Raw genomic sequence first — 16279 nt, 5'->3', positions numbered from 1 at the left:
CAGCGCCTATGACCGGACGAGGCCTTGCCGGACCTGAAGCGCATGCGGACCAAGCGGAACAGTCTCATCCACCTGATCTACTTCTCCCGCGCGCTCCTCTCGGCCGAGGCGGGCGCCCGCTCGCGCGAACTCGCGGAAATCGCCCGGCAGGCGCAGAAGCGCAACGAGTTCTCGGTGATCACGAGCTTCCTGATCTTCGAGCAGGGTTACTTCCTTCAGGTGCTGGAGGGAGAGCGCACCTCGATCCAGGACACCTTCGCGCGCATCGTCAACGACCGGCGCCACCGGGACGTCCAGATCATCGAGTGGCGTGAGATCGTGAAGCGCGAATTCGTCACCTCGTTCAACATCGCCCAGCGCACGGCCGGCAACGACGCCCTGTTCCAGAAGGCGAACCTCCTGCCGATGCTCCAGCGCGGCACCCCGAAGGCGCCGATCATCTACAGTCTCGCGCGGGCGCTGCAGGCCGACACGATGGCCAAGCAGGGCATCGACCACCTCTTCGTCTGACCCCTAGCTCCGCAGCGCATCGGGGTAGCGCTTCATCAATCATTTTGGTGTGGCATGCCACGCCAAGCACTGCATCGGAATGGGTGCAACACCGTAGTCAGGTCCCGTTTGTCTCCATGAGCGACGCTCCTCCCATCCTCATCGTGGACGACCAGGCGAAGCTGCTTCGCCTGGTCACCGAGCTGATGAACCGCCTCGGCTTCCCGGAGGTCGATGGCGTGACGGACGGAATGCAGGCGCTCGAGCGGCTCCGCAGCCGCAAATACGGCCTCGTCATCTCCGACCTCGACATGGAGCCGATGGACGGCATCCAGCTGCTGCGCGAGGTCCGGGCGGACGACGCGCTGATGACCACGCCCTTCATCCTCACCGAGACGTCGTTCAGCTTCGAGGACATCAACCTGGCGCATGTCGCGGGCGCGGATGCCTTCATCCTCAAGCCCTTCGACCTCGCCCTGCTGAAGGCGAAGCTCAAGCAGGTGCTGAACGGCCGCCCGCGCAAGCGCGACCAGCCCGCCGCGCCGGTCTCCGCCCTCTCGGCGGATTTCCCCATGCTCGGCAAGCTCTGATCCGGATCTCGTATGACGAACCGGAGACCGGTTCGTCAGGCTCAGGCCACGGGCGGTCGGGCCCTGTGGCGGCCGCCGGCTCAGGCCGCCCGCTTCTGATAGTCCTTCACGTCGGTGAAGCGGATCTCGGTCCAGCGGTCCTGCTCGTATTTCAGCGAGAAGGCCGTGGTCGCCATGAAGACCGGCGCGCCGTCGAGATCCGCCGCCATCGACGAACCATGGGCGGCCATGAACTTGTCGAGCTCCGCGGGCGAATCGGCGTCGATCCAGCGGCAGATGGTGAATCGCGTCGGCTCGTAGTCGATGGGGAGGCCGTACTCGGCCTGAAGGCGCTCCTTCAGCACGTCGAGCTGCAGCGCGCCGACGACGCCCACGATCGCGCCCGAGCCGTCATGGGGCAGGAAGAGCTGCACGACGCCTTCCTCGCCCATCTGCTGCAGCGCCTCGCGCAGCTTCTTGGCCTTCATGGCGTCGGTGAGCTTGATACGGCGCAGGATCTCGGGCGCGAAGCTCGGCACGCCGCGGAAGACGAGATCCTCGCCCTCGGTGAGCGTGTCACCGATGCGCAGGGTGCCGTGATTGGGAATGCCGACCACGTCGCCCGCATAGGCCTCGTCCGCAATGGCGCGGTCCTGGGCGAAGAAGAATTGCGGGGCCGAGAGCGAGATCGGCTTGCCGGTGCGCACCAGCCGGGCCTTCATGCCCCGCGTCAGCCGGCCGGAGCAGACCCGCATGAAGGCGATGCGGTCGCGGTGGTTCGGGTCCATGTTCGCCTGGATCTTGAACACGAAGCCCGTCATCTTCGGCTCGGTCGGCGCCACCTCGCGCCGGTCGGCCGCCTGGCCGCGAGGCGGGGGGGCGACGCCCGCGAGCCCGTCGATCAGGTCGCGCACCCCGAAATTCCGCAGGGCCGACCCGAAGAAGACGGGCGTCAGATGTCCCTCCCGGAAGGCCGCGAGGTCGAAGGGCTTGCAGCCGGCCTCGGCCAGCTCCGCCTCCTCACGCCACGCATCCGCCTCGCCGGGCTCCGGCAGCAGCGCGTCGAACAGCGGGTCGCCGAGGCCGGAGACGGGCGCGGTGGCGGCCTCGTCCGCCGCGTCGAGCCGGCGCACGCGCTTCTGCCCGAGGTCGTAGGTGCCCGCAAAGCTGCGCCCGCGCCCGATCGGCCAGGTCACCGGCGCCACGTCGAGGGCGAGGGTCTTCTCGATCTCGTCGAGGAGGTCGAAGGGATCGCGGGATTCGCGGTCGAGCTTGTTGACGAAGGTGACGATCGGGATGTCGCGCAGGCGGCAGACCTCGAACAGTTTGCGTGTGCGCGCCTCGATGCCCTTGGCGGCATCGATCACCATCACGGCGGAATCGACCGCCGTGAGCGTGCGGTACGTGTCCTCCGAGAAGTCCTCGTGGCCCGGCGTGTCGAGCAGGTTGAAGACGCAGTCGCCGTACTCGAAGGTCATGACCGAGGTCACGACCGAGATCCCGCGCTCTTTCTCGATCCCCATCCAGTCCGAGCGCGTGGCGATGCGGTTGCGCTTGGCCTTGACCTCGCCCGCCAGCTGGATGGCGCCGCCGAAGAGCAGCAGCTTCTCGGTCAGCGTCGTCTTGCCGGCGTCCGGGTGGGAGATGATCGCGAAGGTGCGCCGCCGCGCCACAGGGTCGGCGGGCCGCGCGGTCGCGGTCGTGGGATCGGTCTGCATCAGCATGGGAACGGGACAATCTCAAGGCCGCGCGGGGCCGCGCGGCCGAACAACCGGGAGATGGGGTGCCGCGGGCGCCGCGTCACCATGCGGGCCCTTCTACAGGATGCCGGCCGCCCCGGCCATCGGGGCGGCGCCCTCCGGCCGGACGGGTCACGCCATCGGCCGAGGCCCCTGGACCGCTCCGCTGTCACTGCGCCGCAGCCCCCTCCCAGGCTCAGCCGCGGCCGATATACGGCATCTTCGTCGCCATGACGGTCATGAACTGGACATTGGCGTCGAGCGGCAGGCTCGCCATGTAGACGACCGCATCGGCGACGTGGCGAACATCCATCACCGGCTCGACCTTGACGGAGCCGTCCGCCTGGGAGACGCCGGTCTGCATCCGCGCCGTCATCTCGGTCGCGGCATTGCCGATGTCGATCTGGCCGCAGGCGATATCGAAGGCGCGCCCGTCGAGCGAGGTCGACCGGGTAAGCCCGGTGATGGCGTGCTTCGTGGCCGTGTAGGGGGCCGAGTTCGGCCGCGGCGCATGGGCCGAGATCGAGCCGTTGTTGATGATCCGCCCGCCCCGGGGGGTCTGCGCCTTCATCAGCCGGAAGGCCCCCTGCGTGCACAGGAAGGCGCCGGTGAGGTTGGTGTCCACCGCGGCCTTCCAGGCCGAGACCGGCAATTCGTCGAGGGGAATCGGCGGCGCAAAGATGCCGGCATTATTGAACAGCAGGTCGAGACGTCCGAAGGTCTCGGCGACGGCGGCGAACAGGGCGGCGACGGAGGCTTCATCCCCGACATCCGTCGGATGCGCGAGGGCGCGGCGCCCCTTCGCCTCGACCTCCGCCCGCACCGCCGCGAGGGGCTCGAGCCGCCGGCCCGAGAGGACGACATCGTAGCCTGCACCCGCGAGACCAAGCGCCACGGCCCGTCCGACGCCCGATCCGGCTCCCGTCACCAGCGCGACCTTTTGCGGCCCGTTGCTCATCTGGATCCTCCCTGGGGTCTTCTCCCCTCCCTGGCCTTATCACTGCGGTCCCCAGGGCTCCAACCCGGCGGTTGCCACGCCCGCCCTCCGCCGCTATGGAAGCGCCATCCGCACGGTGGGGCGTCGCCAAGCGGTAAGGCAGCGGTTTTTGGTACCGCCATTCCCAGGTTCGAATCCTGGCGCCCCAGCCAATTGTCCCTTTGTTTTTCAACGCTTGGGTTGAGGGACAAAGCGGACATCTCGGAGCATCACGCGTACACCGGACGCACAAGAGTCGGCACACCCTCCCCTCTGTGCGTGCAGCCGTGCGAACGGCGTTCCTGCTGGTCAGGGTGACGTCGGCGACCTCAACCAGTCTCTCACTGCATCGACTCCCGCCGCTATCATCCGGGTGATGACCGAAGGGGCTGATCCGTGAGACGCCGCAACCCACGCCGCGCCTACGACGAGCACGGCCGGGAGATCCCGCCGCCGCCGATCGGCAAGCGGCGCGCGGAGGGCCACATCACTGCAGCCGTGTTGTTGGCCCTCTGAAGGAAAGCGGCCCCTCGGTCGCTGCGGCGGCCCAGCCAAAACCACGTGCGGTCCCAAGGAGCCTACCCGTGCCGGTTGGTGCCCCGGCACGGGATCTCGGGATAGTCAGGCGGCCGTGCCGATGCGGTCGAACGCCCGCTCGTAGGCCGCAACTTCCAGTTCACCCACCGTCCGGTTCACGGCATCGCGCTCGGCGCGCGGGAGCCGGTGCAGGGCCTCAGCGAGCTCCTTCGGCGACCTGCCTCGGGTAACCGGCGCCCACAGGCCGCGCGCCGACCCATTGCACCCACCCGGCCGTCCTCGACGTTGACTGAGAGCTCGCGGGTTGTCGCATCCCATAAGCAAAGCTCAGGCGGCGCTGTTCTGCTGATGGGGGCGAAGCACCTGCCCCGGGCCGAGGCGCCAGGATCTCCACTCGAAGCGGCCTTGGCCCGCTGGCACAACGCCATCGAGGGGTGCAGGGGGCATGTGTTGTGCTTCTGCCAGAGTCGAGAACTCAGCGCGCAGAGCTCTGGCGCATAACCATGGCTTGAAACACAATCAGGAACGGGAGGAGGGATCATGCTTGAAGTGAAGATCTGGAAGGATGGACAGCAGCCACCCGATCCAGGCAACGCCGTAATGGTCGTTGAGCATGACTATCAGGGATTCACGCCCAGGTACGAGGTCATCCTTACCAAGGATGGGACCGTTCACACCGGCATTGTCTTCAAGACGATCATTGAAGACGCAGTAGATGCGGCTGGCGAGGAGGCCGAGAGGCAAGGCATCGACACGACGGTATATCTGAAGCCGATCTAGGCCGGCTCCTCGGCCTTGAAGGCGCCCGCGATCACGGCATCATCATCCATCGGTGCGCTGGGTGGTCAGTCGTATCGATTGCCCTGGCTGCTCTCTGCCCCGTCGTTGCCGCCGTCACGCCGCCCTTCGAGCCCCATCCGCGAGGCAGGGTGCCGTGACTGGCGGCCGGACCAACGGACCTGTCGGTTCGGCCGCTGCATGCTGAGCAGCGCAGTCTGCGGATCCAGAGGTGCTCTACGCGCCAGGCATGGCGATGACAGGAGCTCTCGCCGACATCCTCAGACGCGCGGCCGCCGCTCGTAGCCCCGCCTGATCGATCCACGTCGCCAGTTCGGGATCGCCTTGTCGAGCCCGCACGTTCAGGCTGGCGAAGCGGAGGAGCACCTGCTGCACCTCGTCATTGACCAGCAGACCGGGAGGCGGAGCGGCCGTCACAGGCGACGGCACGACGAAGGAGCGTGAGGTCCCGGCCAACCTGTGCCTGCGCGAATCAAAGTGAGCTGGCTTGGTAGCCTCGACGAGGGCGAACGGCATTCACCCTGGAGGCTGAAGGCGACGAGTTGAAGGGGGCTCAGCCTCGCACGCGTGAGGCGCGGTGGGTGCGCAATGGCCCTTATGGAGCGGGTGGGACGGTGCTGCCCCGCCGCCGATCAGGGGGGACCTGACCGTCGCCTGCTTCACCCGCGTGGGTAGAACTGTACTTGGCCGAACACTCCAGACAAGAAACCTTTCGGATTACCCCGATCGTCGGCAGGATCGCCGCATCAGCAGCGCGTAAGCGGTAGTATGGCTACTGCGTACCGGCCCAGAACGAGAAAGGCCGCGCAGAGGGGCGGCCCAATTCATCGGCCGATCAGTGGCCCCACTTCCCCGGGGAGAGGGAAACGGTCGACCAACTCGGAGTGGCGGGATAGAGGCCGGTGGGGTGGATCCAGGACGGCGCGGGAGCATTCACGGGCGGGTGAAAGTTCGCCGCGCTCCACCCCGTACCACCCGAAACACCGTCTAGCTCATTGAGGGAGAGTTCGGAGCAGGCCATCTCGTCAGCCGCTCCAGCACCCTTGGTCTGATCGGCGGAGGCGGTCTTGAAGAAGCTCATCGTCTCACTCCCGGGTCTATGGCGGTTGGCGCCGCTGCGATGAGGGCAATCTGCCAAGCCTGATCCCGGGTCTCTGTGCGCCGGCACACTCACCTCGGCCGTGCGCGCGTGAAGCTTCGCCGGGCGCGTAAGCGAGCCTTTGGAACGCGAAACCGCCCCTCCAGACAGTGTTCCGAAGGTCTCGCGCGGGCCTCGCGCTGGCCGGCTGTGGAGTGCCAGTCAATCGGCCTCTGGCGGGGCCTCGCGGGCGGGCGGCTCTACTGCGCTGATCTATCGACCCGAGCCGGGCAGGCGCCGGCCAAAAAATGCCGGCACGGGGATGCGACCGTCCGGCCGGCAGTGTCGATGGGGCCACATGAGGGTTAGAGTGGCCCGATAGAGTCAATCGGGGGTCGGTGAGGTCTGTTCCGCTGCGGGGTCGTCTTCGCGGAGCAGCTCGGGCGCTACGCCCGCCGCCTCCTGTCCTCGGTCGAAGTGGCAGCAGCACAGGCGTGGCATATTGAACGCCTATGCACCAAGCACGGAGAGGGGCACGCATGGTGAAAATTCTTGTTTCTCGTTTACACGGGCGACAATGTGCGCACTGCAGCTCCTCGCGCTTGAACGCCTCGCCCGGCTCATATCCGTAGCGGGCGCGCATGACCGCCGCTTCGTAGACGACTGCGGGCCTGAGGCTGACCGGCTCTGCTGGGACACGATCACCCTGTTCGGGGTGCACCCTCAGTCCGGCGTGATCCACGGCGACTGGTCGGGCGTGCTGATGCCGTGCACCTGCCCGGTCCTGCAGGTGCGGGCCGACTTCATGCGGAAGCACCTCTGGACCGTCCCACGGCACAAGCCGGGGCAGTATCGGGGGATCCCGGTGTGGGAGTTCGGGCGGTAGACGCAGTATCCACCGGGGCGAGGCTGGTCAGAGCACCACGCCTTGTTCCTCCGGACGGTTTCTGACATTATAAACCTACCGAGGTTGTGAATGTCAGAAACCGAGAAAAGCAAGGGCGGTCGCCCCCGCGTTGACGCCACCCCGGTTACCGTGCGCGTGCCCCCGGCGATGCTCAGTCCTCTCGATACCTGGATAGCAGATCATCCAGATCCGAAGCCGTCGCGGCCCGAAGCTATCCGGGAGGCAGTCGCCGAGCACCTCAAGGTCAAGGGCTATCTGAAATGAAGCGGCGCCATATCCTCGTCGCGCCTGCGACGTGCGTCCTTCTCTCACTGGCGCAGGCTGGCCCAGCTTTCGCACAGTCGTGCGAGGAGGCTTGGTACCAGCGCAACATCCTCTTCAAAGAGGCCGGCTATTGCTTCAAGACGCCACGAGCGATCCGGACGTTCGGAAATGCGGGCTGCCGGTACGACGATCAGGCCGATGTGCCGCTGTCGGCCCGTCAGCGTGCCGCCATAGCTGAGATCCAGGCGTTCGAGCGCGCGAGGGGGTGCCCGCCGTAGCACCAGCCGCGTTCGATGCCGCAGGCGTGCGCCTCCGAAATGGCAACGCCTGAGAATGATCAGGGGCAACCTGAATGGCTGAGGCAAGCCGATGACATCGACCGAGATCGAGGCTCTCACCCAAGCTCGTGAGCAGCTCGCGAGAAGCCGTCTCCTGCTCGCCCGAAGGATCGCCGGAACGGGAGAGCTCGACCTCTCAAGCGTAGAGGCGCTCACCAAGGTCATCGCCGCCATCGAAAGCATCGATCGCGTGCTTCTCGACGCCGGCCAACCCTACATGCCGAGAGGGATGATAAGCGAGTCGGCGCCATAGGCCGCGGCGTCATCCTCATCGCGGAGAATGGCGGGGGCTCCCTGGCGTTCGCCTCCGCAAGCAGGAGGCCAGATGATCAGCCTTAAGACCAAGGGTTGGCTGAAATGAAACGACTTGTGCTTTCGCTCGCTGGCAGCGCCCTAATGGCCGTCACACTACTTGGCCCCGCAGCCGCTCGGCCGCCTAGCAAGGTAGGGATGTGCTCAGCCTCCGTCATTGTCCGCATCGGAACGCGATTCAGCGACAAGCTCGTCAAGCCGAAAGGCGACGGCGTTGACGAGGGGACAACTGTGCAGCTGAAAAACGGTGTGTATGGTGTGTCTTACGAGTATGTGCCCGAAGTCGGGCGTTCGCGGGTGGGTGACAAGGTGATGACCTGCCTTGTGTCAGTGCCGAAAGGCTGCCCTAAGGGCGATGACCGCGGAAAAGCCTATACAACGACGAACTTACGTACTCAGGAGTCGTGGACAATGAGCGACTCTCAACATATGTGCGGCGGAGCATAAACGATGCAGGTCCGCATGCTAGGTTTTTCAGATGCAATCAGTCCGATGCCAGCAATGAGACTGAGGAGCAGAAGATGTCCGAGCTTGAACGTAATCTTGAGAACCTGAAGGGTGGCGCTGAGATCCTCGACACGCTGCGGGAAGAATTCGCGCAGTGGCTTGAGGAGGCTAATGAGGAGGGCCAGAGGGAAGCATATGAGAACGTCCTCGGACACGTCGATGCTCTGGTCCGGGAATATGCGACCCGCTGCCGCGAGCTGGAGGCCGCACTTCACGCTCAGCGGGGATGACGGGCATCAGCTGCTCACTACGCTAGACGAAGATCATAAGACCCCCTCGAAGCCGCTGGGATCCTCTTTATTGAGGAGGGTGGCGAGGGGCCGGGCGTCGGACTTCGGAAGCAGCTTTAGAGCGCTCCCCGCCGAAGTGGAGACCAGTTCGGCGCAAGGGAGCGCGTCACATCAAACGCTCAGAGCCGTGATCCGACCCAACCGGGGCGGGCACGGCTCTAGGTGGCCGGGCTGGACGTGCCGTGGCCGGATGAGACGCGCTGAAACAGAAAGAAAGCCCGCCACGGCGAATCGGGCGGGCTGATGCGACCAACGAGGCTCCAAACGAGCTGGTAGAGAGCGAACTGCTCGCCTGATCCGCCTGCGAGGTTCGCTCAGCCCGCTTTTATACAGAGGGTTTCTGGTTCTACACTCACGTCAATGGTAAACACATTGCAGGAAAACACAGGAATGGCGGCGCGCCCACACGGCGCTTCTTGCCCTACGGTGCCACGCGTGCCTCGTCCTTCTTGCTAACGTGCCAGATGACAATGTGATAATGCGGCATCTCAACGCCAGCATGACCAGCGTTAAAGTACATCGTGACATGATCCCCCTTGCCGGCAGGGCGTTGCAAATCGAAGGTCTTTTTATTCTCGAAGTCCTCAATGGGGATCATATAAATTGTGCTCACCAACCGATCTTGCCGGTCGAAGGCGCGGAAAGGCCCCACCGGCAGAGTCTCAGGCCTAACATACAGCACGCCAATTCCCGGCAAAAAGCTAGGAAGATTCACTAGGGAGCTCACTTTCCTATATCCCTGTTGCTCGCTCATCCTGCGCTCGTTAGGTCTCTTATGTGACCGGCGGAAATGTTGATGATCTCTCCTTCGATAACGAACTGATTGCCTTTTCGATTTCAGCCGTGTCCAAGCAACGTTCGCCGCACTAAGATCGTAGCTTTTAATACATATCTGCCTTTCTTGTGCGTTAACACAAGCAACAGATGAAAGCATTGCAGAAAATACGAGTGGTAACAAGACCATGATTTGCTCCCACAAATGGATCTGAAAGGACCGAAACCGATTCATCCACTTCACCGCAGTTTGTCTGACGGGAGTGGAGCCCCTGACTGTACAGAGCCGAACTGGGGATCGTCCCCACGATACTGGCGGAGCCAGCTCTCAGCCGGGCCAAAGCGCCTCCATCCTGGCAACACTGCAGCGAGGTTGACTTCTTTCCATTTCGGGTGATGTGGCGCAGTGCTAAACTCGGCAAAGTGCGAAAAGAACTTGTAGACGAAGCTTTGCAGCAGGCGGCGGCGGTTACTTCGTTCCGGCCAATCATATACCATCAACGCCGTAAGCACCGCGACAGTTTCGACGGACTTCCCCGGAGCTATGAGGTTGGGGTAGTCATCAGCAGTTAGGGTGGTTGGAAAGTACACATCGTCAACAATTAGCGATGCCGGCACAGGAACAAGATGAAATCCCGCATCTCGTCTGTATTCGTGAAGCCAAGACAGTGGCTTACCTTCAATAATGAAGGTAGCTGCGAGTTCGCCAGTCCGAATCCTCTCCAATGCATCATGCTGACCAATGTTAACCGGCCAAACCCTAAGGTTCATCTTGTTGAGGAGCTCACGCCCCAAAATGTCAGCCGCACCACCCGGAGCTCCTAGATTAACAGCTTTACCAGCAAGATCAGCTATGCTCTGAATATCGGGGCGCGCAATGACATGGACTTCTTCGGTGTAGAGCGGTGCAATATAGACGATCTTCTGCGCGGAGCCACTGAGCGCTTTGGTGGCTCGCACGAAATCGACCAAAATAGCTGGAGTGATGCTCATATCGACACCGGGTTTTGTGAGAAGGTCGCGGATGTCTTGAATTCCCCCACTTCCGACCGTAGCTACTACACGCAGTGCCATCTCACCTCTTGGGCCAGTCTCCTGCCCAGCGGCAATAACGGCGGAAATCTCGTTTGCGATCCTCTGGCCGGTACCTGCTGTGGTGACAATGCCAACTGTATGCGGGTCGACTCGGCCACGGGTCTTCGTCAAGAGCGCCCGCTCTTGAGTCTGAGCCATGACAGCGGAGGCGCAAAAGATTTGACCAACAATGAGCCAACTTGCTATGGCAGCGCCACACTGATACCGCTTGCTCGCACCACGCATTTTCTTAAACCGTTTAGGTTGGGAAGTGCGCATTCCAGATGTATGAGCACATCCGGATGGTTACCACCTTGACGCAGACCTTGGTTCTCCGCAAGAGCCGCGCTCGCCCATGTCGAGCTATGCGAGCATTTACGGTGAACTTGTGAAGCTTGAACTGAGCTAGCAAGCGCGCGGCCTTCGCATGCCCGGCACCCCGACCATCGGCGAACTCTACAAGGCCAAGCACGTCACGGACGAGCAGATCGACGCAGCCGTCCGTGAGTACCTCGATGACCCGACGCCCGGCATGCGGCTGATCGCGGAGGGGGCCGCTCTCGACCTCGCCGCGGTCGTGCTGGCCCACCCTATGCCCGCGAGGTGCTCGCACGGGAGAATGCACCCGAGGCGCAGCGCCGCATGGCGGTGCGGACCGCGATTCTGCTGGCTAGACCGGCATAGCCGCACCTGCACGCAATCGTGGCGCAATGCGCGCGCTGTTTGGTGTCTGCGTGGCAAGATCCTGAACCGCATCCGCCGGCCTGCGTTGAGGGTGAGACCTCACGAAAGGACCGTCAGATGCGCTCGATTTCCTTCGCCGCTCTCACCTCCGTCCTCATCGCGGCTGCGGGTGTCGCCTTCGCTCAAGCACCGGCCGGGACCGCCACGCCTGATTCTGCGGCGCCTGTCGCGCCCGGCCCGGCGACCACGGGGACCGTGGGTCGGACACCCGGCACGACCGGCACCGTCCCGGACGTGACCGTCGCGCCGGGCGGGACGGGGGCCTCTCAGATCAGCAGCGATCCCGCTGCGGGCAGCAACGCCGATCAGCCGGAGCGCGCCATCCCGCAGGGCGGCGGTGGCGGCAGTGGCAGCGGCGCCGGCGGTGGCGGTCGGTAACCAACGCGACGCACAGCGCCCGGCGAGGGTCCATCTCTCGCCGGGCATTACGCCGACGTGCCCGCCGGCACCGCCCGGCAGACAACGGGCCTGGATCAGCCACCGCCAACAAGGCCGCAGGCGGCACCGGCAACGGCGGCCTGATCTGGATCGTGAAGGGCGGCGGCTACTGGAGCGAGTGCAACAAGCGGCTCAAAGGCTGATCCAGATCGGCACAACGGGCCATGGATCGTGCGCGCCGGGCCGCCGCCCCTGCGAGACGGTCAGCTCTTGCCGCCCTGTACGACCTTCAGCACTGCGAGGCCGGGCGGGAGATCGGGCGGCCTCGGTGCATCGATAAGGTCCGGGAAGTAGGCGTGGCAGCGTGGCACGTACTGATTCCCGCGCACCTTGTCGGGCGGCGGGTATGGGCAGTCATGGGCGATGCCTTCCAGCACGCGCTCCAGCGGTGTGTCGGCGCCGAACTTCTCGGCCAGCCGTGCGAGGCGGTAAGAGCCGCGCCGCGAGACGCATACTCCGCAGGCCACGCGGACGATCACGAACGGGTACTGCGCCGGACAGGTGACGCGCGCTCCACCGATGCCTCGCCCGGATCTCATAGAACAGATCAGGAACATATTCTCCGATCGGCGGTCAAGACCCGGACGCCTGGGACGGAGCCCAGGCGATCACATCCCGTCCCGCCGCTCGCCGCGCGCCACCTCCATCATCCGGTCGTCCGGCAGGGGACGGGGAAGATGCCGGGCAGCGGCGGCAGGTTGCCGGTCTCGTCGCGCACGCCCCCGAAGCTGCGGCGGATCTCGTCTTGCGACCGGGAGAGGCTGTAGAGATTGCATATGGGCCGGATCGTAGCCGGGTGACACCTGTCAGCCCCTTGCTGCGCGGCGGCCGTCAACCGTGAATGTGGCCTTGGCTCCGGAATTTAAATTCTCAGCCATGGAGGTCTGGGTGCGATAACCAACCCTCGATGATGGCTCTGACACAAGGGTGCAGAGCTGGTGGCCATTCCGGAAGCGTGCATAGGAGATGCGGTCATGCGCCGATGCGTGCTGGTCTTGGGCCTGACCCTGGCGCTTCAAACAGCCATTCAGCCAGCAATCGCAATCAGTGGCAAAATACTGTACGTGGATTGCGTAGCATTCGATGAGCTTTACGCCCGTGGAAGCGCGCTAGGGTACATTCTAGGCGTCTATGAACATGCACTTTCATACCCGCGCAGCAAGGTCAAATTCTGCGTGCCTGATGGCATCACTGAGGGAAAAGTTCGTGATACTGTTTGCGAATGGCTCGCAAGCCATCCGGAAAAACGCGCCCAGCGGGCCGCTGATCTCGTCGTGGAGGCTCTGAACGAGGCGTGGCCCTGCAAGCCGTAAGCGCTGACGGAGCCATGCCTGTGGTCAGCGGGGATCCGGGCGGCAGGTGCATCCTGATGGAGCACCCATGTCCCGGAGGATACCGCCTGCCTCGTAGCGTCGAGGACAGGCTCGAAACGGCGTTGCAGGGCCGGAAGAACGCAAACCTGCTCCGGGTGCGGCTGCAAGGGCGGGCCGGGCTATCGCGGTCCCAACGGCCGGTGCGTATCCTATCGGAAGCTGAATCGGTCTGCGGCCGCCAGCCGACGACCCGCTGCACGGCTGAGCCGGTCAACGCGCGGCCGGGCGCCAAGCCGGAGGGCCGCGTAGCGCTCGATCCATGCCGCGGCATGCCGTCGAGGAGCACGTGGCCGTACTGGCGCTCTGGCGAGACGCCGGGATCGGGGATGGTGCCGGCGAGCATGTGCTCTACGCCATAGCGGTCGAGGACCCTGTGAAGGAGAGCGGCGAGATCCTGCGCGCTCGCGGTGTGGGCGAGCGCGCGCAGCTAGACGAGGGTTAGGTCGAGGGTCTTGCGAGGTATGGGGAGACTCTGCCGTTGTGGCAGAACCACAATTTTCCCATCCATGGAAGAGCAAGATGTGGACTATCTCATTTTGAGTAGAACAAGATCAGAATAATGTCCTCCCGCGTCATGGCCGATAGGCGACTCCTAACTTTGGGGGACGGCCCTGCCGAGTGAGGGCTGCAGGCAATCGTAGATTTGCGGTGAGTGCTGCGCAGTAGCGCGGCCACAGGTAGCGCTTACCCCGACCGCGATGGGGATTCTCGATCAGCTCAGCGGTCGATCGGACAGTTCGAGCTCTGGTCCACAGATGATCGGGATGCTATCGACGTATCTTGGAACTAAGAGGCGCCTGCACCCGCTTCTTGGTGCATTCGCTTCGCGACGGTCGGCCCGGCGATGTTCCTCACTGCCCTCCTGATCGCTTTCCTTCTGTTCACAAACTTGCCAGTGCGTGCGGATTCGATTGAGGACAGGATTGAGACGCTCCTCAGGCAAATGACTCTGGAAGAGAAGGCAGGACAGCTGAATCTAGTTTCACTTGGCCCTGACTTCGATCCAGAGACCGTGCGCAAGGGCCAAGCTGGCGCCGTGGTCAACTTCAACAACCAGCACCTAATTGCCGAGATAGATGCCATAGCTCGATCGTCGCGGCTTGGCATCCCTCTTCTGATCGGATTGGACATTGTTCACGGCTATCGAACCATCTTTCCGCCTCCATTGGGTCTTGCTGCAAGCTTCGATCCCAACCTTCTGCGCCGTGTCGCTGAGGCGCAGGCTCAAGAGGCTCGAGCCATCGGGCTCAATTGGACATTCAGCCCCATGGCCGATGTTGCCCGCGACGTGCGGTGGGGCCGCATCATCGAGGGTACAGGGGAGGATGCTTGGCTTGGTGCGCAGCTCACGCAGGCTCAAGTCGAAGGCTATCGGGCGGGCGGCTTGGCGACCGCTGTGAAGCACTTCATCGGCTACAGTGCTGTGGAAGGTGGCCGAGATTATGATGCAACCCGGGTCGTGCCGACTGACCTGCACGACGTTCATCTTCCGTCCTTCCGTGCCGCTATTGCAGCCGGAAGCGAGGCGGTTATGACCGCTCTCACCAGCCTGAACGGAGTTCCTGTTTCGGCTGACGCGGATCTTCTCGTCAAGCTTCTGCGTAAGGAGCTTGATTTCGGTGGTGTCGTTCTAGCCGACTGGCAGGCCGTGGAGGGGCTCATTGCCCATGGCGTCGCTCGCGACGGTGCAGAGGCGGCGCGAAAGGCATTCCTGGCTGGCGTCGATGTGGACATGACGAGCGGCCTTTTCGTTCGCCACTTGCCAGACGAGGTGAGGGCGGGCCGAGTTACGATGGCGCAGCTCGACGCGGCAGTTCGTCGAGTGCTGCGGATGAAGCTCGCCCTCGGTCTGTTCGAGCGTCCGGCGTATGAGCCAAGGGACGCAGCGGGTGCACTCCTCAGCCCCTCGGCACGAGCTTTGGCCAGAGCAGCAACGCGTGCAAGCCTCGTTCTTCTTCAGAACCGCGATGGACTGCTTCCGATAGATCCCGCCCGGACAAAGCGGATTGCTGTCGTGGGCCCGCTTGCCGATGCGGCGTGGGATCAACTTGGCCCGCATGAGGGAGCCGGACGCCCGGAGGACACCATCACGATTCTGAAGGGCCTTGAAACGCGTGCGGCAGCTATCGGGGCGACGGTGACGACACATCCAGGCTGCGATCCCCTCTGCCGAAGTCGGGCAGGCTTCGCGTCCGCTGTCGCGGAAGCCAGGGAGGCCGATCTGATCGTGGCCGTACTCGGTGAGCCGCGTACATTGTCCGGCGAGGGATCCTCCCGAGCATACCTGACACTGCCGGGCTTCCAACAGGAATTGCTTGCGGAGTTGGCGCAGACAGGCCGGCCTGTGATCCTTGTGCTGATAGGCGGTCGCCCCCTCGAACTCGGCACTGCGCTTCAGCACGCGGGTAGTGTGCTGATGGCTTGGTTTCCCGGCACAGAGGGTGGTTCGGCCGTGGCCGAGGTTCTGTTCGGCGACGAGAGCCCAGCAGGCAGGCTGCCAATTACCTGGCCGCGAACCGTCGGGCAGCTGCCGCTGACCTATGATCGGTTGCCGGGTGGGCGGCCACATGACCCAGGCATGCGCTGGACGTTGCGCTATGCAGATGAGTCTCCCGAGCCACTTTTTCCGTTTGGATTTGGCCTGTCCTACACGCAGTTTGCGTACGGCAAGCCAGAGCTGCAAACGCCACGCCTCGGCGAGGGCGGGTCGATAGACGAAGAGCTGAGCGTACGCATTGCGGTGACGAACACCGGCCAGCGCCCAGGCCGCGAGGTCGCACAGCTTTACATTCGCCAGCCTGTGGCCCGGCGGAGCCGCCCGACGCGCCTTCTCAGAGGAATGAGATTGGTTGAGCTGGAGCCCGGACAGACGCGGACAGTGATTTTCCGCGTGCCTCTACGCGATCTTGGCTTTCATGACCCGGACGGAGCACTTATCATCGAGCCTGGTCAATATCAGATCTTTATAGGGAGCAATTCTGCTGTTAAAGATTACACGGTTGTAGAAATAGAGCGTCATTTTCACTTCGAGACCACATTACAATAGAAGACCTGCCCCGATTTTTGGCTGAA

Annotated in this window: 17 protein-coding genes, 1 tRNA gene and 2 pseudogenes; 14 read left to right on the top strand and 6 right to left on the bottom strand. The window is 63.8% G+C overall.

All coding sequences use genetic code 11. The features are described 5' to 3' along the window. Positions 1-42: 42 nt before the first annotated feature. Both MNOD_RS11100 and MNOD_RS11095 read left to right on the top strand, forming a co-directional pair. A complete protein-coding gene (locus tag MNOD_RS11100) occupies positions 43-510 on the top strand; it encodes a BLUF domain-containing protein (protein ID WP_015928965.1) in 468 nt (155 codons plus the stop codon). Between the two features lie 116 nt (positions 511-626). Next, the gene (locus tag MNOD_RS11095) at positions 627-1079 is read left to right on the top strand and encodes a response regulator (RefSeq protein WP_015928964.1); all 453 of its coding nucleotides are present in this window, start codon (positions 627-629) and stop codon (positions 1077-1079) included. 80 nt (positions 1080-1159) lie between these two features. Here the strand turns inward: MNOD_RS11095 and MNOD_RS11090 are convergent, their stop codons facing one another. Together MNOD_RS11090 and MNOD_RS11085 are read right to left on the bottom strand one after the other, a co-directional pair. Continuing rightward, positions 1160-2782 carry a peptide chain release factor 3 gene (locus MNOD_RS11090; protein WP_015928963.1) on the bottom strand — a complete coding sequence of 541 codons (1623 nt, stop codon included), beginning with the start codon at positions 2780-2782 and terminating at the stop codon, positions 1160-1162. A 211-nt stretch (positions 2783-2993) separates the two neighbouring features. After that, positions 2994-3755, bottom strand: coding sequence for an SDR family oxidoreductase (locus MNOD_RS11085; protein ID WP_015928962.1), 762 nt, complete (start codon positions 3753-3755; stop codon positions 2994-2996). Between the two features lie 116 nt (positions 3756-3871). On the opposite strand from MNOD_RS11085, the gene MNOD_RS11080 reads away from it, so the two are divergent. The 7 genes from MNOD_RS11080 (at position 3872) to MNOD_RS11050 (ending at position 8744) form a co-directional block, all read left to right on the top strand. Continuing rightward, a tRNA-Gln gene (locus MNOD_RS11080) sits at positions 3872-3946 on the top strand. A gap of 904 nt (positions 3947-4850) precedes the next feature. Further along, a complete protein-coding gene (locus MNOD_RS11075) occupies positions 4851-5090 on the top strand; it encodes a hypothetical protein (protein ID WP_015928961.1) in 240 nt (79 codons plus the stop codon). A 1673-nt stretch (positions 5091-6763) separates the two neighbouring features. Then, the gene (locus MNOD_RS11065) at positions 6764-7072 is read left to right on the top strand and encodes a hypothetical protein (RefSeq protein ID WP_015928959.1); all 309 of its coding nucleotides are present in this window, start codon (positions 6764-6766) and stop codon (positions 7070-7072) included. 90 nt (positions 7073-7162) lie between these two features. Then, a complete protein-coding gene (locus tag MNOD_RS46330) occupies positions 7163-7357 on the top strand; it encodes a ribbon-helix-helix domain-containing protein (protein ID WP_015928958.1) in 195 nt (64 codons plus the stop codon). After that, positions 7354-7635 carry a YARHG domain-containing protein gene (locus MNOD_RS11060; RefSeq protein ID WP_015928957.1) on the top strand — a complete coding sequence of 94 codons (282 nt, stop codon included), beginning with the start codon at positions 7354-7356 and terminating at the stop codon, positions 7633-7635. The genes MNOD_RS46330 and MNOD_RS11060 overlap by 4 nt, the downstream gene beginning before the upstream one ends. Positions 7636-7726: 91 nt before the next feature. Then, a complete protein-coding gene (locus MNOD_RS11055) occupies positions 7727-7948 on the top strand; it encodes a hypothetical protein (protein ID WP_015928956.1) in 222 nt (73 codons plus the stop codon). 580 nt (positions 7949-8528) lie between these two features. Beyond that, the gene (locus MNOD_RS11050; protein WP_015928954.1) at positions 8529-8744 is read left to right on the top strand and encodes a hypothetical protein; all 216 of its coding nucleotides are present in this window, start codon (positions 8529-8531) and stop codon (positions 8742-8744) included. Positions 8745-9225: 481 nt separating this feature from the next. On the opposite strand, the gene MNOD_RS48920 is transcribed toward MNOD_RS11050, so the two are convergent. Both MNOD_RS48920 and MNOD_RS42965 read right to left on the bottom strand, forming a co-directional pair. Further along, positions 9226-9558, bottom strand: a complete 333-nt coding sequence (locus MNOD_RS48920) for a DUF5602 domain-containing protein (protein WP_244424705.1) — start codon at positions 9556-9558, stop codon at positions 9226-9228. A 260-nt stretch (positions 9559-9818) separates the two neighbouring features. Next, on the bottom strand, positions 9819-10784 hold the full coding sequence (locus tag MNOD_RS42965) for a TAXI family TRAP transporter solute-binding subunit (protein WP_244424704.1): 966 nt from the start codon (positions 10782-10784) through the stop codon (positions 9819-9821). Between the two features lie 295 nt (positions 10785-11079). Between MNOD_RS42965 and MNOD_RS48915 the strand changes: the two are divergent. Continuing rightward, positions 11080-11336, top strand: a pseudogene (locus tag MNOD_RS48915) (hypothetical protein). Between the two features lie 117 nt (positions 11337-11453). Continuing rightward, positions 11454-11774 (top strand): hypothetical protein, encoded by a 321-nt coding sequence (locus MNOD_RS11035; RefSeq protein ID WP_015928951.1) that lies wholly within the window; start codon positions 11454-11456, stop codon positions 11772-11774. A gap of 263 nt (positions 11775-12037) precedes the next feature. On the opposite strand, the gene MNOD_RS11030 is transcribed toward MNOD_RS11035, so the two are convergent. After that, the gene (locus MNOD_RS11030; protein WP_043748487.1) at positions 12038-12373 is read right to left on the bottom strand and encodes a hypothetical protein; all 336 of its coding nucleotides are present in this window, start codon (positions 12371-12373) and stop codon (positions 12038-12040) included. 131 nt (positions 12374-12504) lie between these two features. After that, positions 12505-12612: pseudogene (locus tag MNOD_RS48910) on the bottom strand (SOS response-associated peptidase); the annotation flags it as partial. A gap of 196 nt (positions 12613-12808) precedes the next feature. Here MNOD_RS48910 and MNOD_RS46320 point away from each other — a divergent pair. From MNOD_RS46320 to MNOD_RS11020, 3 genes are all read left to right on the top strand, one after another. Then, on the top strand, positions 12809-13147 hold the full coding sequence (locus tag MNOD_RS46320; protein WP_015928949.1) for a Rap1a/Tai family immunity protein: 339 nt from the start codon (positions 12809-12811) through the stop codon (positions 13145-13147). Positions 13148-13466: 319 nt separating this feature from the next. Continuing rightward, a complete protein-coding gene (locus tag MNOD_RS41315) occupies positions 13467-13649 on the top strand; it encodes a hypothetical protein (RefSeq protein ID WP_050783307.1) in 183 nt (60 codons plus the stop codon). A 402-nt stretch (positions 13650-14051) separates the two neighbouring features. Further along, positions 14052-16253 carry a glycoside hydrolase family 3 N-terminal domain-containing protein gene (locus MNOD_RS11020; protein WP_015928947.1) on the top strand — a complete coding sequence of 734 codons (2202 nt, stop codon included), beginning with the start codon at positions 14052-14054 and terminating at the stop codon, positions 16251-16253. Positions 16254-16279 lie beyond the last annotated feature (26 nt).

Source organism: Methylobacterium nodulans ORS 2060, from assembly GCF_000022085.1.
GTDB lineage: Bacteria > Pseudomonadota > Alphaproteobacteria > Rhizobiales > Beijerinckiaceae > Methylobacterium > Methylobacterium nodulans.
This window is presented reverse-complemented; position numbering and strand designations above follow the sequence as displayed.